The organism is Succinimonas amylolytica DSM 2873 (genome assembly GCF_000378405.1).
GTDB lineage: Bacteria > Pseudomonadota > Gammaproteobacteria > Enterobacterales > Succinivibrionaceae > Succinimonas > Succinimonas amylolytica.
Genome location: NZ_KB899637.1, coordinates 91,814 through 114,133 on the forward strand (window position 1 = coordinate 91,814; position 22,320 = coordinate 114,133).

Annotated in this window: 15 protein-coding genes and 7 tRNA genes; 12 read left to right on the forward strand and 10 right to left on the reverse strand. The window is 47.2% G+C overall.

Features of this window, described 5'->3' with window-relative positions; all coding sequences use genetic code 11:
• The first annotated feature begins 310 nt into the window (after positions 1–310).
• The gene (locus tag F557_RS0109725; protein ID WP_019002040.1) at positions 311–3,031 is read left to right on the forward strand and encodes a glycogen/starch/alpha-glucan phosphorylase; all 2,721 of its coding nucleotides are present in this window, start codon (positions 311–313) and stop codon (positions 3,029–3,031) included.
• 427 nt (positions 3,032–3,458) lie between these two features.
• On the opposite strand, the gene F557_RS0109735 is transcribed toward F557_RS0109725, so the two are convergent.
• The 6 genes from F557_RS0109735 to F557_RS0109760 all read right to left on the reverse strand — a co-directional run bounded on the left by F557_RS0109735 (position 3,459) and on the right by F557_RS0109760 (position 7,914).
• Positions 3,459–3,534: transfer RNA gene (locus F557_RS0109735), tRNA-Val, on the reverse strand.
• 21 nt (positions 3,535–3,555) lie between these two features.
• Positions 3,556–3,631 (reverse strand) — tRNA-Val (locus F557_RS0109740).
• Between the two features lie 15 nt (positions 3,632–3,646).
• Positions 3,647–3,722 (reverse strand) — tRNA-Lys (locus F557_RS0109745).
• Between the two features lie 30 nt (positions 3,723–3,752).
• Positions 3,753–3,828, reverse strand: a tRNA-Lys gene (locus F557_RS0109750).
• A 170-nt stretch (positions 3,829–3,998) separates the two neighbouring features.
• The gene (locus tag F557_RS0109755) at positions 3,999–4,562 is read right to left on the reverse strand and encodes a hypothetical protein (protein ID WP_019002042.1); all 564 of its coding nucleotides are present in this window, start codon (positions 4,560–4,562) and stop codon (positions 3,999–4,001) included.
• A gap of 97 nt (positions 4,563–4,659) precedes the next feature.
• The gene (locus tag F557_RS0109760) at positions 4,660–7,914 is read right to left on the reverse strand and encodes a hypothetical protein (RefSeq protein ID WP_019002043.1); all 3,255 of its coding nucleotides are present in this window, start codon (positions 7,912–7,914) and stop codon (positions 4,660–4,662) included.
• Between the two features lie 375 nt (positions 7,915–8,289).
• Between F557_RS0109760 and rluC the strand changes: the two genes are divergently transcribed.
• Positions 8,290–9,258 (forward strand): 23S rRNA pseudouridine(955/2504/2580) synthase RluC, encoded by a 969-nt coding sequence (gene rluC / locus F557_RS0109765; RefSeq protein WP_019002044.1) that lies wholly within the window; start codon positions 8,290–8,292, stop codon positions 9,256–9,258.
• Positions 9,259–9,375: 117 nt separating this feature from the next.
• Positions 9,376–9,603, forward strand: coding sequence for a hypothetical protein (locus F557_RS0109770; protein WP_019002045.1), 228 nt, complete (start codon positions 9,376–9,378; stop codon positions 9,601–9,603).
• Between the two features lie 122 nt (positions 9,604–9,725).
• On the opposite strand, the gene F557_RS0109775 is transcribed toward F557_RS0109770, so the two are convergent.
• From F557_RS0109775 to F557_RS0109785, 3 genes are all read right to left on the reverse strand, one after another.
• Positions 9,726–9,801, reverse strand: a tRNA-Val gene (locus tag F557_RS0109775).
• 16 nt (positions 9,802–9,817) lie between these two features.
• Positions 9,818–9,893 (reverse strand) — tRNA-Lys (locus F557_RS0109780).
• 521 nt (positions 9,894–10,414) lie between these two features.
• Positions 10,415–10,490, reverse strand: a tRNA-Lys gene (locus tag F557_RS0109785).
• A gap of 501 nt (positions 10,491–10,991) precedes the next feature.
• On the opposite strand from F557_RS0109785, the gene F557_RS0109795 reads away from it, so the two are divergent.
• From F557_RS0109795 to F557_RS0109830, 9 genes are all read left to right on the forward strand, one after another.
• The gene (locus F557_RS0109795) at positions 10,992–11,921 is read left to right on the forward strand and encodes a hypothetical protein (protein ID WP_019002047.1); all 930 of its coding nucleotides are present in this window, start codon (positions 10,992–10,994) and stop codon (positions 11,919–11,921) included.
• An 18-nt stretch (positions 11,922–11,939) separates the two neighbouring features.
• Positions 11,940–12,473 (forward strand): crossover junction endodeoxyribonuclease RuvC, encoded by a 534-nt coding sequence (gene ruvC, locus F557_RS0109800; protein WP_019002048.1) that lies wholly within the window; start codon positions 11,940–11,942, stop codon positions 12,471–12,473.
• Between the two features lie 111 nt (positions 12,474–12,584).
• Entirely contained in the window at positions 12,585–12,854 is a 270-nt protein-coding gene (gene rpsO, locus F557_RS0109805; protein WP_019002049.1) for a 30S ribosomal protein S15, read from the forward strand.
• Between the two features lie 130 nt (positions 12,855–12,984).
• On the forward strand, positions 12,985–15,396 hold the full coding sequence (gene pnp / locus F557_RS19545; protein WP_084761614.1) for a polyribonucleotide nucleotidyltransferase: 2,412 nt from the start codon (positions 12,985–12,987) through the stop codon (positions 15,394–15,396).
• Between the two features lie 613 nt (positions 15,397–16,009).
• A complete protein-coding gene (locus F557_RS0109815) occupies positions 16,010–17,524 on the forward strand; it encodes a transposase (protein WP_019002051.1) in 1,515 nt (504 codons plus the stop codon).
• A gap of 72 nt (positions 17,525–17,596) precedes the next feature.
• Positions 17,597–18,097 carry a Fic family protein gene (locus F557_RS22980; protein ID WP_019002052.1) on the forward strand — a complete coding sequence of 167 codons (501 nt, stop codon included), beginning with the start codon at positions 17,597–17,599 and terminating at the stop codon, positions 18,095–18,097.
• Positions 18,098–18,115: 18 nt separating this feature from the next.
• The gene (locus F557_RS22985) at positions 18,116–18,631 is read left to right on the forward strand and encodes a Fic family protein (protein ID WP_019002053.1); all 516 of its coding nucleotides are present in this window, start codon (positions 18,116–18,118) and stop codon (positions 18,629–18,631) included.
• Positions 18,632–18,793: 162 nt separating this feature from the next.
• On the forward strand, positions 18,794–19,783 hold the full coding sequence (locus tag F557_RS0109825; RefSeq protein ID WP_026297859.1) for a Fic family protein: 990 nt from the start codon (positions 18,794–18,796) through the stop codon (positions 19,781–19,783).
• A 460-nt stretch (positions 19,784–20,243) separates the two neighbouring features.
• Positions 20,244–21,944 carry an AAA family ATPase gene (locus F557_RS0109830; RefSeq protein WP_245539403.1) on the forward strand — a complete coding sequence of 567 codons (1,701 nt, stop codon included), beginning with the start codon at positions 20,244–20,246 and terminating at the stop codon, positions 21,942–21,944.
• Between the two features lie 100 nt (positions 21,945–22,044).
• Here the strand turns inward: F557_RS0109830 and F557_RS22990 are convergent.
• Positions 22,045–22,320, reverse strand: a 276-nt coding sequence (locus F557_RS22990) for a hypothetical protein (protein ID WP_026297861.1), incomplete at its 5' end; no start/stop codon positions are given.

Genomic DNA, 22,320 nt, shown 5'->3' on the forward strand with positions numbered 1-22,320 from the left:
ATCCCCCGTTACAGGGTCGGAGAACCATAAAAAAACCAAATGTGATTAATGTCACATTATTAAACTCAATAGCGCATTTTAAGGCAATTTTTTTCAAAAAAAATCCCGCACCGGCGAATTTTGGTGATAAAAGTCAAAAAAATAAGTAAAAATTGATTCAGATCAAATACATAACATCTGCTATTGGCTACTATTTGCCGTGTTAACTGTGCGGGAGTGTATCTGAATATTCGAACTCCTTGTCCTGAGGAGAGAATGGGCACTTCTGCATGAGATGGGTTTCTCCCAGACTAAAAAAAGGAAATTATTTATGGCAACTAAGAAAGCTACTGCCGTTAAAGCAGAGAAGAAGACTGCTCCGGCTGCTGCTGAGAAGAAAACTGCTCCTGCCGCCGAAAAGAAGGCTGCACCTGCTACCGAAAAGAAGGCCGCACCTGCTGCTGAGAAGAAGGCCGCACCTGCTGCTGAGAAGAAGGCTGCACCTGCTGCTGAGAAGAAGGCTGCACCTGCTGAAAAGAAGGCCGCAACTGCTGCTAAGAAGACTGCTGCAAAGAATGTAACCAGCAGTTTCTTTGATCTTACTCCTGACGCTTTCAAGAAAAAGATTATCGAGCATCTGCATTCCACTCTCGGAACCAGTGAGCAGAAGGCCAGCAAGCAGTCCTGGTGGATGGCTACCTGTGCTGCGGTAAACAGCCTGGTTTACGAGCGTCTGACCCAGACTCAGCAGACTCACTTCAAGCACGATACCCGTGCTGTTCATTACCTTTCAGCTGAATTCCTGATGGGCCGTCTGACCTCCAACAATCTTTACAACCTGCACCTTTACAAGGTTTGCGAGGAGGCTCTCAAGTCTCTGGGTATCGAGCTTACCGATCTTTGCGAGCAGGAGCCGGACATGGCCCTCGGCAACGGCGGTCTCGGCCGTCTGGCTGCATGCTTCCTGGATTCCCTGGCCACCCTTAACATGCCGGCCATCGGCTACGGCATCCACTATGAGAACGGTCTGTTCCGTCAGGAAATCCGTGACGGCCGGCAGATCGAGCGTCCGGATACCTGGCGTGAATACGGCAATCCCTGGGAAATCTGCCGTCCAGAGTCTGTTCAGGAAGTTCCTCTGGGAGGTCATGTGGAGACTGTATTCCAGGAAGACGGCTCCATCAAGAAGATATGGCATCCTTCCAGCATGGTGAAGGGTGTGCCCTGGGATATTCCGGTAGTGGGCTACAACGGCGAGACCGTTAACATTCTCCGTCTCTGGGAATCCCGTTCCACCGAGTCCTTCGACTGGGACGTATTCAATGCCGGCGGTTACGTGGATGCCCAGGTGGAAAAGAACAAGGCTGAGACCATTTCCAAGGTTCTTTATCCTAACGATTCTACCGAAGCAGGCAAGATCCTCCGTCTTACCCAGCAGTACTTCTTCTGCTCCTGCTCCATCAAGGATATTCTCCGTCGTTACAAGCGTGCTCATACCGGCAAGGACGGCGTGGTAGACTTCTCCGAATTTGCTGCCAAGGTGGCCATTCAGCTGAACGACACCCATCCGACCATCGCCATTGCCGAACTCATGCGTATTTTCCTGGATGAGGAAGGCATGGAATGGGATGCTGCATGGGGTATCTGCTACCAGGTATTTGCCTACACCAACCACACCCTGCTCCCGGAAGCTCTGGAAAAGTGGCCGGTTTACCTCTTTGAAAAGGTTCTGCCGCGTCATCTCGAGATTATCTACGAGATCAACAGCCGCTTCCTGAACGGCGAGTGCGAGAGGGTCTTCCCGGGCGACAACAATGTCAAGTCCAAGCTTTCCATTATTGAAGAAGGCGACTGCAAGAAGGTCAGAATGGGCAATTTGGCAGTTATCGGCTCCAATAAGGTTAACGGCGTTGCCAAGGTGCACTCTGATCTGGTTCGCACCGATCTGTTCCCTGAATATGCCAGAATCTGGCCGGAAAAGTTCTGCAACGTAACCAATGGTGTAACTCCGCGCCGCTGGCTTTGCAACTGTAACCCGGAACTGGCCGAGCTCTTCACCTCCAAGATTGGCGATTCCTGGCCGGTACATCTTGACGAGCTTAAGGATCTGGTTAAGTTTGCTGATGATGCCGATTTCCAGAAGAAGTTCATGGATATCAAGCATCACAACAAGGTTAAGCTTGCCAAGGTAATCAAGGCAGAAACCGGAATTGAGGTTGATCCGGATGCCATCTTCGACATTCAGATTAAGCGTCTTCATGAATACAAGCGCCAGCAGCTGAACCTGCTTTACATTCTGGCTCTGTATCGCCGGCTTCTGGAGAATCCGGATCTTGATATCTGCAAGCATGTGTTCATCTTCGGTGCCAAGGCTGCTCCGGGCTACAAGACTGCCAAGGATATCATCTTTGCCATCAACAAGGTGGGCGAGCGCATCAACAACGATCCGCGCATTAACGGCAAGATCAAGGTGGTGTTCATGCCTAACTACCGCGTCAGCCTGGCTGAGAAGCTGATTCCGGCTGCCGACGTTTCCCAGCAGATCTCCACTGCCGGATACGAGGCTTCCGGTACCGGCAACATGAAGCTGGCTATGAACGGTGCTATTACTCTGGGAACCATGGACGGCGCCAATATCGAAATCGTTGAAGAGGCCGGTATTGAGAACAATGCCATCTTCGGTCTTTCCGTTGCTGAGGTTAAAGAGCTCAAGTCCAGAGGCTACAACCCCTGGGATTACTACAACAGCAACAACGAGATCAGACAGGCTCTTGACTGGCTTGACAGTGACTACTTCACTCCGGGCCGTCCTGGCGAGCTGGCTTCTATCAAGCACGCTCTTCTGGGTGCCGGCGATGCCTTCCTGGCTCTGGCTGACTTTGCTTCCTACAGCGAAGCTCATGCCCGTATCGACGCGCTTTACAAGGACAAGAAGAAGTGGGCTCATGCCGCCATTGTTAACTCTGTTACCATGGGCAAGTTCAATTCCGACCGTTCTATCCAGGACTATGCGGACAACATTTGGAGTCTGAAGGATTGCGACGTTAAGTAATCCATGACTGAGAGTTCCTTCCGGGGAACTTAGAACGTCAGATGAGAGAGAACCGGCAGGCTGTGAATTCAGTAATGCCGGTTCTTTTTATTTGTCCGGAAGAATCCCTGGGAAGTTTTGTAATATATTCTTGGACTGACAGGAAACCCGCATTTTGTCATGTTATGCCGGGGGATTTCCAGGGGCGCTAAAGAGACGTACTTCCGGGGCTTAGGCCGGGCTTTTCCCGGCAGGTACAGGAAGCGTGCTTTATCAAAGAGACTGCCAGTAAAAATGGCAGGGGAAGCAAATCCCGGTTCTGCTGTTCAGAGGTCTGATACGGGCTGCTCTCAGAGTAACTGTAAAATTACAAAACAGCCGTTATGACATCAGAAAACAGACAGAAAACGAACTGAGAAATAACAGAATGGATGGATAAAAATTTAGATGGTGGTCGCTATAGGGATCGAACCTATGACCTCCTCCTTGTAAGGGAGATGCTCTCCCAGCTGAGCTAAGCGACCATCGTGAGATGGAAATTTGTATGGTGGTCGCTATAGGGATCGAACCTATGACCTCCTCCTTGTAAGGGAGATGCTCTCCCAGCTGAGCTAAGCGACCATACAAATCGACTTTTGGTGGGTCCTTACGGGTTCGAACCGTAGACCAATTGATTAAGAGTCAACTGCTCTACCAACTGAGCTAAGGACCCAAAGTCTGGGATGTGAAGTGCGCCGCACGGTGGTGGGTCGTGACGGATTCGAACCGTCGACCAACGGATTAAAAGTCCGCTGCTCTACCGACTGAGCTAACGACCCGCGGTAACCCGTTGTGCTTCGTGCTTCAACGGTGCTTATGATACCCGATTTTTTTTATTATGCAAGATTTATTTAAAAAAAACTTAAAATCCGAGCGGTAGCGGTGCTTTTTTAATCAAATTGCTGAATAATTAAACAGTTTTTAGGCTCGGATTCGCGGTTTTCAGAGTTTATTCTGTACTTTCGGGCGCTGCCTTATCTTCTGTACGGCCTCCGGCATTCTCTTCCACATATGTCGGAACAGGATCTCTGTAGTTCAGAGTTTTGCGCATCTCCGATTCATAACCGTCAATAAGCTCCTTTTCCCGCATGAATTCTGTGAGAATAATGGGGCCCCGGCCGTCGTACTCAAAATCCCGTGAGGAGAGCATGGGATGTCCCTGATCCGTATGGTAGAGATATTCAAAAATCTCTCTCCGGTCGATAATTCTCCCGTTGCCCCGCTTAACCTTGTGGGTAAACTCGAAATAAACGGTAAACCCTTCCTGGGAGACTTCGGAGATCCGGTAGTCAGTGGTAACGTCATTTTTAAAAAAATTCCTTAAGGTTACTTCTTTTCCTCTGAACAGGAGTAGCATCCGGGGACTGTCCTTATACTGAAAGGTTTCAGCCCAGGTGCCTTCGAGTCTTTCAGAAAAGGAGTCCGCTCCTCTGGTGATTCCGGGAATAAAGGCCAGTCCGGCAACTGACAGGGCCAGAAGAAGGAATCCGGCGGCAATAAGTGAATTTTTCATAAAAACTCCGGAGCGAGCAGGTAAGTAAAAAAGAAACGCCGGAACTGGCCGGCGAAAATGCTGAACAGCGCGGGGGTGTGTCCCGCGCCGGCCTCTGTCAGTTATAGACCTCTTTCCGGTCGATTATTCTGGCAGAGCTTTTATGGCTTTTGAAGATCACGCCGCCGTTGGAAGTCTGACTGTCATAGAGGTGATCCAGGGAGTTTTCTCCCAGGGTTCCTGAACTTTTAAGGCGGTACTCCAGCGCGCAGTTATCTCTGATTTTACAGTTGATCTGGGTTCCCTGGAGCCACAGATATCCCCTGTTAAATCTGCCGGTGGTGTTTTCAATAAAGCTGTTTACGTTTTGCTGGCAGCCGGTGGTACTGTCGGTGCCGTGGCATACCGGTATGAGCTCTATTTTTTCATAGGCGCTAAGCGCAGCCCGGATTCCCGAATCCGTGTAGTCCGAGATGGTTTTGCTGAAAATCAGATTTTCCGCAGCTTTGGAGTCCGGATTGCGGAGATGCAGCTCGGTGCAGGAATCGGAGTCGCTGATATTCCAGTTGCCGTCGCCCGCGTAGTACTGCAGCGATACCGGAGTATGAATGACATCCGTTTCTCCCTGGGTAATCTGAGATACCAGCCTGCCGTAATGAAGCTGCGGGGCAAAGGACATGGGGGTGAAGAAGGTGAACCTGTCGCTGTCTGAGATGGTCCCGTCAAATTTTGCCTCCAGGGGACTGCCGTCGGGAAGCAGGCTTCTGATATTCGGCCGGCCTGTAATCTCCAGATAGCCGCTGCACCCGTTGCCGAAATTGTCGTTGTCAGGGAGACAGTAGCTGAAGTTCAGCCAGCCTCCGGCCCGGATTTCCTCGGGAGTGGTCAGTTCCGCCCGGGAGGTGGTAAAGGTGAATCTCAGCGGGTAGCCGTGCTTTGTTGTGTAGGCCTGATATACCGGACGCATCCAGTGGGCATCCAGGGTACTGTTGAAATCAAGAGTGTAGTCCTTGGGGGATCTTATGCTCTTTCCGGCGGTGATATTTCCGGCTTCATCCCGGGTGATTCTGGTGATAATCGCCTTAAAGGGGGGCTCGGAAGCTCCGGTGTTCAGGTAGGCATCCGGAATATAATCCACAGAGGCTCCGGAGCTGTCGGTGCCGGTAATAAACCCGGAAAAACTCAGAGGTTCCCCGTAATAGGCCGGACAGGTGGCAGAAATCTCTCTTATGCCGGTGAAGTTTTCAAAATCTGCCTGAGTCTGGGAAATAGACTTCCTTCTGTAAAGATCATCGGTTATGTGAAGCCAGCCCTCGTTTATTGCCATGTGAACCGGGTAGGCCGCAAAAACCGGGCTGAAGAAGTGGGTGGGCTTCAGGGTGGAGATCTCTGTAAAGGGCTTTTCCGATGTCATGCTGAACCAGCCGGCTGAATTTCTGATGCTGAGACAGTATTCGGAATCGGTGTTAAAACCGGGCGCCGGGGGAGCCGAACAGTTCTGTGTCAGCTTTAGAATGCTGTTCTCCCCGTTTTCGGAACTGCCTGCAATAAAGGCACCGGTACTGCTGTCAGACGGATTCTGCTGCCAGCGGAAAATCTTGCCGGGATCGATGACGCTGAAGGTGTCGGAGAGAATCCTGCTATAGTTTTTGCCGGTAACGGCCACCTTGTTTTCCGGCACGCAGATTCTTTTAAGCTTTTCGCCGGTTGGTTCTGCCGGACAGCCGGAGTCCGGACACTTCACGGCATAGGTACTGAGCCGGTATTCTCTTCCGATATCGAGACGGGTTACGGTATGTCCCTCGGTATCGTCGGCTTTGCCGCAGATGGCATAGGGGAGGCTGAGAACCTGAATGTCAAACAGATCTCCGCTTTCCGGAGCGAGCTTTACCGCAATGACCTCGGCAGGTTCGGTCTTTGTCCGGTATTTGATGGTCATGCCGGTGACCCTGGTATTACTGTCCGGGAAATGCGGGGAGGTAATGGTGAATTCCGGGGTCAGAACGGCATCCCCGTTTTCGGTAATGGCCACTGGGACCTCCACGGTACCAGTTCGTCCGGCCTGGATGGTGGTACTGCCCTGAGCTGTTTTTACGGTCAGCGGGGTGTTGCCGGCGCTGAAGGTTAGGCTCATGTTTTCCGGTGTTACGGTGTCGCTGCTGAGGCTTCCGGCCATGGAGACCTTAAGGGTGCTGTTAGGTTCGTTTATGTACTGCTCGGTTTTGGTGACTGCAGAGGTATGGCAGCCAGCAATATCAAAGGTGCAGCTTTCGGCGGGCGAGGCTGCGGTACCGCAGTAGTAGATGCTGCCGTTTTTTCCGGTAATGGAGACGGAGATATGGCGGTTTCCGTAGGACGGATTAAGCCAGACCGTTCCGGAGGAGCCGGTGGAATAAAGATCGCTGGACAGAGTAACCATGCCGGAATACGGAGTGGCTGAGGAACAGGAGCTGTCATTGCAGGTCTCGAAGCTGAACTGCGAGGGAGAGCAGCCGTTTTCCGTGTTTCCGGAAATCCGGAAAAATTCGTTTTCATCCGCCTCCTGGTATCTGCTGGAGAATTTTACTCCGGCGAGATTAAGGTTCCGGCAGCGGTTTTCGGAAGCCGAGTCGGAGCAGTTCAGCGTAAAATCGAAGATGTGGGTGTTTGCCGCCAGATGAGCATAAATGCTGCGGCTTCTGGCGATTTCAGCATCTGAAAGCCCCGAAATGTTCAGAGTCAGGCTGTAGGATGTTTTTCCTGAACTCAGGTAAAGCTTTTTCTCGTCTGCCACAATATCCCCGGCGGTAACCGGTACTGTATGAGTGATGACGCTCTCCGGGGCAGTGGTGATTATGATTTCGGGGTGTCCCTTAAAGCTGATACGGAGGGTATCAGAGGTCTTAACGATAGAGTTTTCCCCGGATCCGTCGCTCCAGGCGGGAACATTCCTGATAAAGGCATTAATCTGTCCCGTTGCCACTTCAGATACCCTGACATGCGGGGAATGTCCGGGTCTGGGATAAGTGTAGTCACCGGCTCTGTCTGTGCCGCTGTTTTCGGAATAGGTAAAGCTGTTGAAGTTCCACTGCTTTCCGCTCTGGGCGAGCCATTTATCGTCGGTTTTCTGCCAGTCGTAGACGTAGCGGTGATTTTCTGCGGCGATTTCCGTCAGCACCGGAAGAGTTGCTCTAAAAAAATCCCCGTTCATGCTGCTGCCATGATTTCCCTGCAGTGTCTGGTTGAAGCAGGCCTTGTACAGCTCCTTTACAAATTTTTCCCGGCCGCTGGCGGTGGCGATGTCATATTTGAGATGTCCTTCCGATGGAGCCAGCTTCGAAAGCAGGTTGCCGCATTTTTGATCTTCAGTGGTCTGAGCTAAGGCTTCATTCATTATGAATGGCACAAGCAGTACTAAAAAACAGGGGAAGCAACGCATGACGCACCTCACTTTCTTGATAACTTCTATTACCCTATTACCACGCCTTTATCGTGGAACAACATTCTGACAAACAGCGTGTTATCTGTTGTCTGACAGGTCATGCTGGGAGAGATCCGGATAAGTGCCGGAACCTGCGGCAAAACAGCATATTTACGAGTCTAGCAGTTTTTTGACAATTTAACTTTGAGACCGGTGCGGTTTTTAACTTTTAATTGCGGGAAAAGCCCCGCCGTTTATATCAATCGTTATTCCTGCCACTATCTTGATCCCTGGCATCTGTGAGACAATAGCGGAGTTTCTGGAATATGAGGCACGGATGGCGGTTTTATGAAGGACATATCAGAGGTCAGAAAAGAGGTAAGCTTTCGGGAGGTTTCTCCGGAGGAGGAGGGCGGACGCCTGGACAATTATCTTATCCGGGTTCTCAAGGGGATTCCCAAAAGCATGGTTTACCGCATTATCAGAAAGGGCGAGGTGCGGGTGAACGGTGGCAGAACGAAGCCGGAATACAAGGTAATGGCCGGAGACCGCGTTAGAATTCCGCCTGTCAGAGTTTCTGATGCGCCGGTGATTCTGCCCTCCAGAAATCTGGACAAGGTTGCGGTTCTGGAGAACTGCATTGTTTATGAGAACGATGGTCTCCTGGTGCTTAACAAGCCGGCTCATATTGCCGTGCACGGCGGCAGCGGGGTTGACTACGGTGTTATTGAGGCTCTGAGAGCTCTCCGTCCGGAGCTGCGCTATCTGGAGCTGGCCCACAGACTGGATCGGGAAACTTCAGGCTGTCTTATCATTGCCAAAAAGAGAAGCGTGCTCAGACTTCTTCATGAAGAATTCCGGGAGAAGGAGATGCAGAAGCAGTATCTGGCACTGGTACCGGGAGCGTTTAACAAAAGAGGCTGTACAGTACGGGCTCCTCTGGAACGGATTACGCTCTCTTCTGGAGAACGGATTGTCAGGGTAAACGAAGCGGCGGGAAAGCCCTCGGTCACGGAATTCAGAGTGCGTCAGGCCTACAGCTCAGCCACTCTGCTGGAATGCTTTCCGAGAACCGGGAGAACCCATCAGATAAGAGTGCACCTGGCCTATCGGGGATTTCCTATTCTTGGTGATGAAAAGTACGGCCGGCGGGAAAACGATGCCCCTTTTGTTCCCCTGGGACTGTCCCGGATGTTTCTGCATGCTGAAAAAATCACCTTTCAGGATCCCGGAGCCGGGAAGACGGTGACAGTAACTGCTCCTCTGCCGCCGGAGCTAAGGGATCTTCTGGAGAAGCTGGAGCCGTTTCCAGGCTGACAGTTTGCGGGACTCTGAAATCCGGATGTTTTCAGGATTTTTCTTTGGCATGAGGCTTTATACGGGCGAAGACGACCTTCAGCGGCGGAAAAGGGAGTACAGACAGCGGTCGTAACCATGAAAATGATTAAGGACATGCTGCCCCCGGGGCCGTCGTTCTTTTATCCAGTGGCGGAGCTCTGGCGGAATCCGAAGATACGGGAGTACAATGCCCGGGGAATAGCGGATTTCTGGAATTTTATCCCGAAGCCTGCTACGGCCGGAATTTCCGGCTATAACGGTACCGCACCGGAGAGGACTTTATTAGGGCCGGCTATCCCGGATTTCCGGAATCTTGCCGGGTAAAAGGCTAGGGGTATCCTGCTAAAGGTCATTAGCAGCTTCTGAAGCAGGTAACCAAAGAAAACTGCAAAAAAACTGTAAAAGACTGAAAAAACAAAATAAGTGAGAATTCAGAAGAATCAGAATGGTGGTCGCTATAGGGATCGAACCTATGACCTCCTCCTTGTAAGGGAGATGCTCTCCCAGCTGAGCTAAGCGACCACTGGGGAACCTGTTCTGGTGGGTCCTTACGGGTTCGAACCGTAGACCAATTGATTAAGAGTCAACTGCTCTACCAACTGAGCTAAGGACCCATAACAGGGTATCGCGTCTGGCGATGTGCACATGATACGTTTTTTTGATGATAAAGCAAGTTATTTTTAAAAAAATGGTGAAAAAAGTTAAAAAATGGTTAATCCTTAACCAGATAATGGGCTTTTAGAGGCTGTTTTAGCTGTGGTGACCGCAATATGAGAGTTTTGGGAGTTTCTGATGCAAAAAGTATGGAAGCGGTGGGATAAATAGTGTCTGAGTGGTAAAGTGCAGCCGAAGACAATGAATCTGATAGTTATGAATGTGGCAATGAGAATATTCTGGGACAGTGCAAACGAAAGGGCAGAATGCCATTCCGGTCATAATTAACGGGATCAGACAGTGTGCAGGTGTTCAGCGAGGTCATATAACACTGGACTGGCGGCAGCGGGGTATTATGGTTCCGGTCAGAGGGGCGCAGAGTAAACAGGATTCAAATTAAAAACATAGGGTTTAATACGAAGAACAAAGCAATGTGCTGAAAGAAAAGCCAAGATTTGAGAAAATATGAAAACTGGAGACTTGGTGGGTCCTTACGGGTTCGAACCGTAGACCAATTGATTAAGAGTCAACTGCTCTACCAACTGAGCTAAGGACCCATTCGAAGAAAGGGTGTTTGTGAAAACAAGGCGTATTATATTCTATTTTTATTCTCTGTCAACACTTTTTTGAATTTTTTTATATCCAGTGTCCGGTATCCGGGCCGGATGTCCGGAGAAGTGAATTTCTGCGTGCCGGCACCCGCTGTTTAGAGCTCCCGAACAGAAATGCCTGTCATGCAGTTCTCTTGTCCGGATTTCATCCAGAGTCCCTTTGAACGAAAATTGCTGTTTCCCGTAGGGAGAGCAGAAGGCGCCGGGCGGTTCCGCGCTTTTAGGCTGTTCTCGGAGCAGCAGGGAATTTTCAGCCGGAATGCGATTCCGGAGAACCTGCGGTTTTTGTTTGTATCTAAGATAATAGTGTGGTAAGTTCCCACTGTCTGAACCGGATAACGGAGGCTGGAGCTTTTTTTCCGGATTCTGCAATCCAGCGCTTTTCGGGTGTCTTTAATCTTTTTTGTTTCTGCGAGGCTGAATATGAAGTATTTACCGGGTTGGAGAATGATTATCAGTATGACGGCTCTGGCGGCGTGTCTTCAGGGCTGCGGAGAATACGGAGCGGTGGACTGCTCCAGTCAGAGTTCCTATGATCACAGTCTTGCGGATGTTCTTTCCCGGGTTGACGACCGGTATCCGGGGCAGTCTGCTGCCGTTAGGGAATTTCTTCATGACAAATCCGGAAGCGCCACTGTTGTAAAGGAAGTGTGCGATCTGGATGCCGAGCATCTGGCCGCTCTGGGCGAGAAATATGCCAGAAAGGGCACCATGGGACAGCTTATGGATACGGTCAGCTCCGGGATCGACGAGGCCGGAAAGGCGGTGGATAATTTTCTGAAAGGGGACAGTAACAGCACCGAAAATCCTGTGAAACCTGCCCAATCCTCCGGAGCTTCAGCCGGGAACCCCAGGAGCGAGTTTTCGAGAGACAGTGTTAAAACCTATACCGTCCCGAAAGTAGACTGCCGTTACGGAGATTTTTACCAGAAAAGCCTGGATGCCGTATTCCGGGATCTGGGGGCACGATCCCCCAGTGCCGCCATTGAGGTGAAGAAGCGTCTCAAGGCCAGGCATCAGGAATCCGGCCTCGGCAATGCCATGGATCAGGAGCTCTGTGACAAGAATACCCACGACCTGACGGCATTTCTCGCTCCGGATCTCGTGAACGGCATTGACTGGAATTACAAAACCGATGCCGAGACTTCCCGGGATTCTTGGAGAAAGGCCGGCCAGGAGCTGAGTGCGGCGATGACAGAGGCCGGCAAGACCATTGACAATGCCCTTTCCGAGGCAGGGGATGCCCTGGAGTCCGGCTGGAATAATGTTCGCGATGGCGTGGACGGCTATTTCGAAGAGCGGCGGGCCGGCAAGGAGAAGGCCAAACAGGAACAGGTCCGGAAGGAGGAGGCCGCTAAGTCCGGTTCCGGTGAGTGATTTTCTGGAAATTATGAAATGGCAATAATCATGGGAATTGATCCCGGCTCGCGGGTAACGGGCTTCGGGGTTATTGAATCCGCCGGCGGGGAGCTTACCTACCTGGATTCCGGCTGCATCAGAATGGATGACAAGCCGCTGTCCCTGAGACTGGGACAGATTTATCAGGGAATCTGCGAGGTTATCGCCGAGTGGCATCCGGACTATGTGGCAGTGGAGGAGGTCTTTATGTCCAATAACGCTGCCAGCGCCCTCAAGCTGGGACAGGCCCGGGGAGCTGCCGTGGTGGCCGCAGTAAACAGCGGCATTCCCGTTTATGAGTATACCGCCCGGCAGATAAAAAAATCGGTGGTAGGCTATGGCAATGCGGAGAAATTTCAGGTGCAGGAGATGGTGGTGAGAACTCTCCGTCTCAGCGGCTGTCCGCAGTCTGACGCCGCCGATGCTCTGGCCGGGGCCATCTGTCATGCCAGTACGGTGGGCACTCTTATTGGTCTTTCCATAGGAGGCTATTCCAATACCAAGGGAAATGCCCGGGGGAGAATTTACTGATACCTTGCCAATCCTGTTTTTTTCTGATAGAATTCGCACACTTTTATTACCCCGGCTGAGTTAGTGATCGGCCGCGGGTGTATCTCAACTTAACATTTACAGAGGTTTACAATGTCACTAAGCACCGAAGCAAAGGCTCAGATCGTAGCCGAATATGCCCGTTCCAAGGGTGATACCGGTTCTCCTGAAGTTCAGGTAGCTCTTCTTACTGCTCAGATCAATCATCTGCAGGGTCATTTCGCAGTTCACAAGAAGGACCATCACAGCCGTCGCGGCATGCTCCGCATGGTTGCCGAGCGTCGCAACCTTCTTGCCTATCTGAAGCGCAAGGACGAAAACCGCCATGCCGAGCTTTGCAAGAAGCTTGGTCTCCGCGGCTAGTAGATTTTTTTTAAGATCCGCACAAAGGGAGCTATTTTGCTCCCTTTTTTTGTTGCTGAAGAGAAAGGTTAAAACTATACTATTGCCGACGTAAAAAAACGTGATTTTGCAAACATTTAAGGTAATCAGAGTGAACCCTATAGTTAAACAGTTTAAGTACGGTCGCCATACCATTACCCTGGAAACCGGGGCAATGGGCCGTCAGGCAGATGCTGCTGTTATGGCAAGTATGGATGATACTTCGGTATTTGTAACGGTTGTGGGCAAGAAGGATAAGGATCCCCTCAAGGAGGATCAGGATTTTTTCCCGCTTACCGTTGACTATCAGGAACGCTCCTATGCCGCCGGCCGTATTCCTGGCGGATATTTCAAGCGCGAAGGTCGTCCGTCAGAGGGAGAAACTCTCATTGCCCGTCTTATCGACAGACCCATTCGTCCGCTCTTTCCGGACGGCTTTACCAATGAGGTTCAGGTAATTGTTACCGTGGTATCCGCCAATCCGGAAATTCCTACCGACATCATTTCCCTTATCGGTACCGGCGCTGCTCTGCAGATTTCCGGAATTCCGTTCCGGGGACCGGTTGGGGCTGCCCGGGTGGGCTATATCAACGGAGAATATGTTCTTAACCCGCTGAAGTCCGAGATGCCCGAAAGCAAGCTTGATCTTGTGGTGGCAGGCACTAAGCCGGCCGTGTTGATGGTGGAATCTGAAGCTGCTATTCTTCCTGAGGATACTATGCTCGGTGCCGTAATGTACGGACATGAGCAGATGCAGGTGGCTATTGATGCCATTCTGGAATTTGCTGCTGCTGTGAACAAGCAGCCCTGGGACTGGCAGCCTCCTGAAGTGGACGAAGGTCTTAAGAACAGAATCGGCGAACTGGCAGGTGCTTCTCTTGGAGATGCCTACCGTATTACTGACAAGCTGGAACGTCAGAACAAGATTGCCGAGATTCGGGATGCAGTAATCGCCACTCTGGAAAGCGAAGCCCAGGGCAGAGGCGAAGAGCTTAACAAATCCCGTGCCGGTCAGTATTTCCATTCTCTGGAAAAGAGCATTGTGCGCGAGAGGGTTCTTAACGGGGAGCCCAGAATCGACGGCCGTAACACCAAGATGGTTCGTCCTCTCACTGTAGGCACCGGACTTTTGCCGCGCGTTCACGGTTCAGCTCTCTTCACCCGTGGCGAAACCCAGGCTATGGTTACCTGTACCCTTGCCAGCGAAAGAGACGCTCAGATTATTGACGAGCTCTGCGGCGAGAGAACCGACAGATTCCTGCTTCATTACAACTTCCCTCCTTACTGTGTGGGCGAAATCGGACGTATCGGATCTCCGAAGCGCCGTGAAATCGGCCACGGCCGTCTGGCAAAGCGCGGTCTGGCTGCTATTCTTCCGGATCCGGAGACCTTCCCGTACACTATCCGCGTGGTTTCGGAAATTACCGAATCCAATGGCTCCAGCTCCATGGCTTCCACCTGCGGCGGTTCACTGGCGCTCTTTGATGCCGGTGTTCCCTGTAAGGCTGCAGTTGCCGGCATTGCCATGGGTCTGGTGAAGGAAGGGGACAGATTCCAGGTGCTCACCGATATTCTCGGTGATGAGGATCATCTGGGTGATATGGACTTCAAGGTTGCCGGAACCTCCGAGGGTGTTACCGCTCTCCAGATGGATATCAAGATTGAAGGCATTACCCGTGAAATCATGCAGATTGCTCTCAAGCAGGCCCACGAAGCCAGAATGCATGTGCTTTCTGTAATGAATCAGGCTCTGCCGGCTCCGAGATCGGAGATTTCCCAGTATGCTCCGCGGATTACCACTATCACCATTTCTCCGGACAAGATCAAGGATGTTATCGGCAAGGGCGGTTCTGTAATCCGGGCTCTCACCGAGGAAACCGGCACCGATATCAACATTTCTGATGACGGTGTGGTAAAGATTGCCGCCGCTGACGGCATCCGGGCCAAGGAAGCAGTGCGCCGCATTAAGGAAATCACTGCCGAGGTGGAAATCGGAGCTGTATATCACGGTACTGTTACCAAGGTTGCCGAGTTTGGCGCTTTTGTGAACATTCTGCCCAACAAGGACGGCCTGGTGCATATTTCTCAGATTGCCTGGGAAAGAATTGAGGATATCAACAACTATATCCAGGTTGGCCAGCAGGTTGATGTCAAGGTTCTTGCTCTGGACAGACAGGGCCGCATCAAGCTTTCCATTAAGGAACTTATTCCGCAGCCTGAAGCACCTCAGGAAGCAGAGGCCGCTCAGCCGGTTCCCAGCGAGGAAGAGATCAATAGCATGATCAATGAGGATGATGTTCCGGAAACCGAAACCCCGGTTGCTCCGGAAGCTTCTGCCGGGAACGTCCCCGAAGAAGCTCCGGTAGTTTCCTCTGAAGAAGAGGCCGTCCCGGAAGCTGTACCTGAAGCTAATGAGGAAAATCCGATTCCGCAGCCTGAAGATGACGGCGAACCGGTGTTCCAGCCGGCCAGTGAGGAGGCTCAGCCTGAAGGTCAGGATCGGCCTGAGAAGCAGGAGAACTGAGTTCCGGCTCTCTGATTAGCCAAATATAAAACGAGCCCGTTCCGGAAAATCCGGAGCGGGCTTTTTCGTGGGAGCGTTCCGTAATTTCGGTACAGAGGCTCAGGTTTTTCAAAACAGGCACGTCGAGACGGTGGTTTTACTGTCAAGGGAACAGAACGGCTGAAAAGACCGTACAATCAAGGGTTTAACGAGTTTTGTGGTTTTGAACGGGAGAGGGAAAAAAGGCATTTCGGGCTGTATCTGAAAACACACTTTAGCCGGGAGATACAGAGGTTGTGGCTACGGTTTTATTAGGATAATTAAAAAACGAGTAGCATAGTTTGTTTTATTCCCTTAGCTCTTACCTTATTCCCTTTTTTCTAGTTATAATTTAAGTAGAAATTTCCCAATTAGTAATACTATATAAGATGTGCAAATATTGAGCACATCTTGTCTCAATATCTCATTATTTACTCAATATACAATCAACAACATAACTACCTCAGTTTTCAGGTAGACATAAATCCCGTTTTCTCTCTAAAAAAATTAAAAAATATCGACAAAATTGTGAAATTTTTCTTGAGTATAGTCTAATTATAGCTTATAATTAGACTATATGTTTGCGGAGTTTGATATGCCAATACCTAGAGATATTCTTGATGTAGAAAGACCTAAAAATACTGTTGTTATTGTTTACGGAGTAAATAAAGATAAGTACGCTGTCAGACAAAGAGTCGGCTGCAAGCGTGTTAACGGAAAGAATATACCGCTCAATGGACCGACTATCGGGCATATTATTAATGGTAAATATGTGCCTAAAAATCAAAATCCAAATATCAATTTATCAAAGAAAAAAGATAATCCGGAATTTAATTTGGACTTAAAGGACTGGGCAAATATTATGCTGTCCAACGAGCTGTTTTCAGGAATATTGGAGGAACTAAAAGAATTATATAGCGAAGATGATGCTCACAGAATATTTGCTATATCTATACTGAGAGTCTGTTATCCGGGAATAAAAGATTATGAGCTAAAGGAATATTATGATAACAGCTTCCTTTCTGAACTGTACCCTAATATATCTCTTTCAAAGAATATTGTTTCCGAGTTTTTTAAAAATCTTGGTAAATTCTGCAACACTATTAAAAAATTCATGCAAAAAAGAGCCGGGGAAGTTGGATTAGAGCATCACTTACTAATCGATGGAACATTGAAATCCAATGAATCAAAAATTAATTCATTATCAGAATATTCACGTAAAGCCAAAATTAAAGGAGCAAGAGATATTTCTGTACTGTATGCATTTGATTTTGACAGAATGGAACCGGTATGTTCAAAATGTTACCCGGGAAATATGCTCGATGTTACGAGTTATAAGGACTTCATTGTTGAAAACGGTATAAAAAAAGGAATAATAGTTGCCGATAAGGGATTTCCATCTTCGGCTGTTCAGGAGCAGTTTGATGAGAATAAGGATTTACATTATCTAAATCCTGTTAAGCGAAATTCAAAATTTATTAAAACTCACAACCTTCTGGACTTTAATCAGATTATTTCTGGTTTTGAGGGTATTACTTATCGTAAAGAAAAATGTTCCGGAATAAATAAATGGCTCTATTCGTTTAGAGATTCTTATGAAGCCGCACTTGAAGAAAAATCATGGATTGAACGGGCTCGAAAAAATGACTCAATGAATGAGGAAGAATTTAAAAAGTGCAAAGATAAGTTTGGCACTATTATCCTTGAATGCGACCTGGATATTCCTCCTGAGCTGGTTTACAAAATCTATAAAGAAAGGTGGCAAATCGAAATTGTAATGAGATTCTATAAAAATGCGTGTCTGTTTGATGAAACCAGAGTGCATGATGATTACTCAATCATAGGAAGTGAATTCTGCAATTTCCTGTCAACTGTTCTATCATTTAAATTGATTAACAAATTTGATAAGGCTGAATTACTGAACACTTTTACCTATAAAAAAATCATGTCAATTTTAAAAAGAGCTAAGCAAGCCAGAATTAACTCGGGTGATTGGCAACTTATAAATATGAATCCGTCTCAGGTTAAGGTACTTCAAAAGTTGTCTCTTTTACCACAAGATGAAGTACCAACTAAAAGATCTCCTGGCAGACCAAAAAAGAATGTATAGTATTACGATTTGGGAAAGTTCTATTTAAGGGAAAAATATAGAGGCAGGGGAATGTGACAATTTAATTATTCAATGATTAAAGACCAAAAGTGGGATTCTGAGCTTCTTGGATTAATTGCGGCTATATATCGTGAAGCCGGAAAGCAGGAAATGTATCTGAAACAACGCCCTCAAGAGCTGGAAAAACTGGTAGAAATAGTAAAAATTCAGAGTACAGAAGCGTCAAATGCCATAGAAGGAATAGTAACCACCAGTATCCGCATAAGACAGCTTGTCGAAGAAAAAACGACTCCTAAAAATCGCGCTGAACAGGAAATAGCTGGATACAGAGATGTTTTGGGAATTATCCATGAGAGTTTTGATGCAATCCCCATTACCAGAAACTACATTCTGCAACTGCATAAAATCCTGTACAGCCACATGAATAACCCTGTAGCAGGCAGAACAAAAACGGTACAGAATTATATCAGTGCAACATATCCTGACGGACACGCCGAAACACTCTTTACTCCTCCTGCTCCTCCTGCTCCTTATGAAACACCTGAGGCTCTGGATCGTATCTGTGAAGAGTAGAATCGCGTCATCGGAAATATGGAACTGGAGCCGTTAATTGCCATACCAATTTTTATTCATGACTTCCTGTGCATTCATCCTTTTAATGACGGCAATGGCAGAATGAGCAGACTTCTGACAACGCTTCTTCTTTACCGTAGCGGATTTTATGTAGGAAAATATATTTCTTTAGAGGCTAAAATAGCCAAAAATAAGGATCTTTATTATGATGCTCTTGCTGCATCGCAGGATGGCTGGCATGAAGGACAGGACGATCCTATTCCGTTTGTGAAATACCTTCTTGGTACTATTCTTTCAGCTTATAGAGATTTTGCTGACAGATTTGCGATTGTTGAAAACAGACGCTCTGCTTTAGACATGGTGAGAATGGCAACACAGAATAAAATAGGCAGATTTAAAAAACAGGATATCAGAGAACAATGTCCTTCATTAAGTATAAGCTCAATTGAAGGTGCTCTCAGAAATATGGTTGCATCAGGTGAATTAAAGCGCGAAGGAGCCGGAAAAAATACCTGTTATTTCCGACTTAAATAGTCATAACTGTTTCAGAGAAATCTGCTACATAAGGAAACCATCAGTTTCTTAACCAATAAAACGTTTTATAGGCAAGAAAAAGCGAACATTCACGGGTAAAAAGCGAACATTGGAGATTCGTTTACGGCTAAAACAGTTTTACACCAATAAAAGGATAAGATAGTGAGTAAGTACCAGCCTCCGTTTCACATGACGGACAAAATTACAAATTTAGTAGCCGCTATCAGTGAGCAGTTAGGACAGATCAAAATTTTGTCCAAGGGAAACCTCACTCCTCATCTAAGAAAAGAGAACCGTATAAGAACAATTCATTCCTCATTAGCTATCGAGCATAATTCTCTCTCTTTAGAGCAGGTTACTGCTATTATTGGGGGCAAGAGAATTCTTGGCAATCCGGTAGAAATCAAAGAAGTTAAAAATGCCTACACCACGTATGAGATGATGCTGACTTTAGATCCTTATTCTGTTGATGATCTGTTAACGGCGCATGAAGCCATGATGAAAGAGCTTATTTCTGAAAATGGCAGATTCAGAAGTGGCGGAGTCGGAGTTTTTAACGGAAAAGCTCTGGTTCATATGGCTCCTCCGGCAAATATGGTTCCCGGTCAGATTCAGGATTTATTTATCTGGTATAAGACATCAGAAATTCATCCGCTTATAAGAAGTGCAATTTTCCATTATGAGTTTGAGTTTATTCATCCGTTTGCCGATGGAAACGGGCGCCTGGGGAGAATGTGGCACAGCCTGCTGCTTGGGCGCTGGAATGAGATATTCTACTGGTTACCTGTTGAAGACCTTATAAGATCACGACAGGAAGAATATTATAATGTTCTTGGCAAATCAGACAGAGATGCTGATAGCAGTGCTTTTGTAGAATTTTTATTGCAGGTCATTCTGGACACTTTGCAGAATACTGCTGTTGTCGGAAACGATGACGTGGAGGAGCAGACAGATCCTTTGGTTGATAAACTGCGAGATGCTATAGGAAAAGAAGCTCTTTCTGCCACTGAAATTATGAAGCGTCTAGGATTATCTCACAGACCTACCTTCAGGCAGAACTATCTAAATCCTGCACTCAGTCGTGGCGTTATAGAAATGACAATTCCGGATAAGCCCAATAGCAGGAATCAGAAATACAGGTTGAAAAAATAACTTGAACGGTAGAGACCGACCAAGTCACCGACCAAGATACCGATCAAGTTATATCGAATGGTAGCTGAATAGTTGATTACAACTTTCCCAATTGATTGATCTATACATCAAAACGGCTTTAAATCTAGTACAACAACGTTTGCTGTTGTTTCTTAGTCTCACAAAAAACTACCATTCGCACTTATCATCATAATTATCCTTCTTTTGTTGTCTGTATCCTTAAAATGGGGGTTTAAGACCTAATACGAAAACTCATAGCGACATTTGAAGAACATGGGGAGATTGATCTTATACAATTGGGAAAGTTGTATTTAATACTTTTCTGATAAACGTCAGATAAATGTTAAATAATCGGCGTATAGCCGTTAAATTAGATGGCAGAAAGTATAAAGGTTTGACATCAACTCCTTTTAAGTTCAATTGCATATCACGGATCAAAATTATATGCTGTGGTAAAATGATGGCTGATGATGTTGAGTTTGGAGAGGTTAAAGTTATGGGTGATATTATAAATCCTGTAGAAGGTAATTCTTTTGTTGATTTGGTTGAAGCCAAAGATACCAGGATATTTGTTGATAAAACAGATTTTATCAACAAAATAAATACACTCCTTAATACTGATGGGAAATTACTGTCTCTGACTCGTCCCCGCAGATTCGGAAAAACTGTCACTGCCGATATGCTTCTAGCTTACTATTCTAAAGAATATGACGGACAAAAGATTTTTGATAATCTGAAAATTTCCAAGGAAAAAAGCTTTACTGAACACCTTAACAAATACGATGTTATTTATATCGATATGAACTCCATCAGAGATGATTATATTGCCTATACAGAAGATGAAGATTTGCAGGTTAAAGGAATCACAACTATTGTTGATTATCTGCAGTACTCGGTTATCGAAGAACTGAAAGAAAATATAAGCTATGCAGAATTACTCAGTAAGAGCAGAAAAGTAGGTAAAAAAAATCTCTCATCAGCATTGAGGGAAATATGTAACCACACCAAAGAACAATTTATTCTTATTATGGATGAGTGGGATTTGATTTACCGTGATTATCGCAATGATACCCAGTTGCAGGAATCCTTTATTGATTTTTTGAGGGGATTGTTTAAAGGCAAAAAAGGTCAGGCCAGTTTTGCATTTGCCTATCTCACAGGTATTCTTCCTATCAAAAAATACAACTCTCAATCTGCATTAAACGGTTTTGATGAATATAACATGCTTTCTCCTGAGCCATACGAGAAGTATTTCGGTTTTATAGAAGATGAAGTTGCAGAAATTGTTAAGAACCCTTCATGTGCCATATCTTTACAAGAACTGAAAGAATGGTATGAAGGGTATAAGCTTAACGGCGTTGATATTTATAATCCCAATTCAGTAGTTTCCGCTGTTAATGATGGCAAATGCAAGAGCTATTGGAGTGGAACGTCTTCAAATGAAGAAGTTGTAAATCTGATTAACATGAATTTTGACGGAATTAAGGATGACATTATCCGTCTTATTGAAGGCAACGTTATACAGTTTAATTGCCAAACCTTCCAGAATGATATGGTGTCAATTAAGAACGAGAATGATATTTTATCATTGCTGGTATGTCTTGGTTATCTCGGGTGCGTGGATGACGGAGGGAATGATCGTGCTGCCTATGTTCCTAACAAGGAAATAAAAACAGCTCTTGCCGCTCTGGTAAAATCTCAGCCGTGGTTTAATTCCATGCCGATTATTGAGCGGTCAGAGCTGCTTTTTAATGCGATAACCTCTCTCGATGGCAACAAAACAGCGGAAATAATCACTCAGATCCATAATTCTCCTAATGTATCACTGCTTAATTACAACCGTGAAGAATCAATGGTATTCTGCCTTATATCCGGTCTTATGTGGCGCACCGAGCGTGAATACGAATGCTACCGGGAACTTCAGACCGGTAAAGGAAGCGCAGATCTGATTTATGCTCCTAAGAGAAGCATGAATCTTCCGATCCTGCTCATAGAGTTCAAGTATGGTCTGAACGCTGAAGAAGCCATGAACCAGATTAAGGAAAAGGAATATTTCAGCAGATACCGTGACGGCGATTATCCGAACGATGTGCTGCTTATAGGTATTAACTACGATCCTAAAACTAAGGAGCACCAGTGCCTAATTGAAAAACTCAATTAACTCGAGTTTCCCACACCCAAAGTAAAGGTCGCCCCTTACTCTTACAGACATGCCTGAAGTAAAAATGTAACAATTCGATCCCCTGACAAATCCGGTAATTTTACTGTAGGCATAACAGCCTTTTCATGTCTGATCTGAGCCTTCCTATAAAAGTTCGGAAGAATTCTCCCTGTTGTCGGAACCATTCATTGAGCATCTCATGGGCTACCTCGTATGCTTTCTCTATATTCCTGTCTGCAATGATTTTCAGCTCGTGAAGTCTGTCAACCAGCTTCCTGAAGCAGCGCATTAGACTATCAATGGCAACCGTAAAAGGAATATCCTGTGTATCTCCTCGCAGTTCTCCATAAATATCTCCCCGAACGTTCGGATATCC

Bases quoted from the DNA above. Each gene is read 5' to 3' on its own strand.
- F557_RS22980 (WP_019002052.1), top strand. From the start codon at position 17,597: ATGATTAAAGACCAAAAGTGGGATTCTGAGCTTCTTGGATTAATTGCG.
- F557_RS0109815 (WP_019002051.1), top strand. From the start codon at position 16,010: ATGCCAATACCTAGAGATATTCTTGATGTAGAAAGACCTAAAAATACT.
- F557_RS0109760 (WP_019002043.1), bottom strand. From the start codon at position 7,914: ATGAATGAAGCCTTAGCTCAGACCACTGAAGATCAAAAATGCGGCAAC.
- F557_RS0109725 (WP_019002040.1), top strand. From the start codon at position 311: ATGGCAACTAAGAAAGCTACTGCCGTTAAAGCAGAGAAGAAGACTGCT.
- F557_RS0109770 (WP_019002045.1), top strand. From the start codon at position 9,376: ATGAAAATGATTAAGGACATGCTGCCCCCGGGGCCGTCGTTCTTTTAT.
- F557_RS0109755 (WP_019002042.1), bottom strand. From the start codon at position 4,562: ATGAAAAATTCACTTATTGCCGCCGGATTCCTTCTTCTGGCCCTGTCA.
- rluC (WP_019002044.1), top strand. From the start codon at position 8,290: ATGAAGGACATATCAGAGGTCAGAAAAGAGGTAAGCTTTCGGGAGGTT.
- F557_RS22985 (WP_019002053.1), top strand. From the start codon at position 18,116: ATGGAACTGGAGCCGTTAATTGCCATACCAATTTTTATTCATGACTTC.
- ruvC (WP_019002048.1), top strand. From the start codon at position 11,940: ATGGCAATAATCATGGGAATTGATCCCGGCTCGCGGGTAACGGGCTTC.
- F557_RS0109830 (WP_245539403.1), top strand. From the start codon at position 20,244: ATGGCTGATGATGTTGAGTTTGGAGAGGTTAAAGTTATGGGTGATATT.
- rpsO (WP_019002049.1), top strand. From the start codon at position 12,585: ATGTCACTAAGCACCGAAGCAAAGGCTCAGATCGTAGCCGAATATGCC.
- F557_RS0109795 (WP_019002047.1), top strand. From the start codon at position 10,992: ATGATTATCAGTATGACGGCTCTGGCGGCGTGTCTTCAGGGCTGCGGA.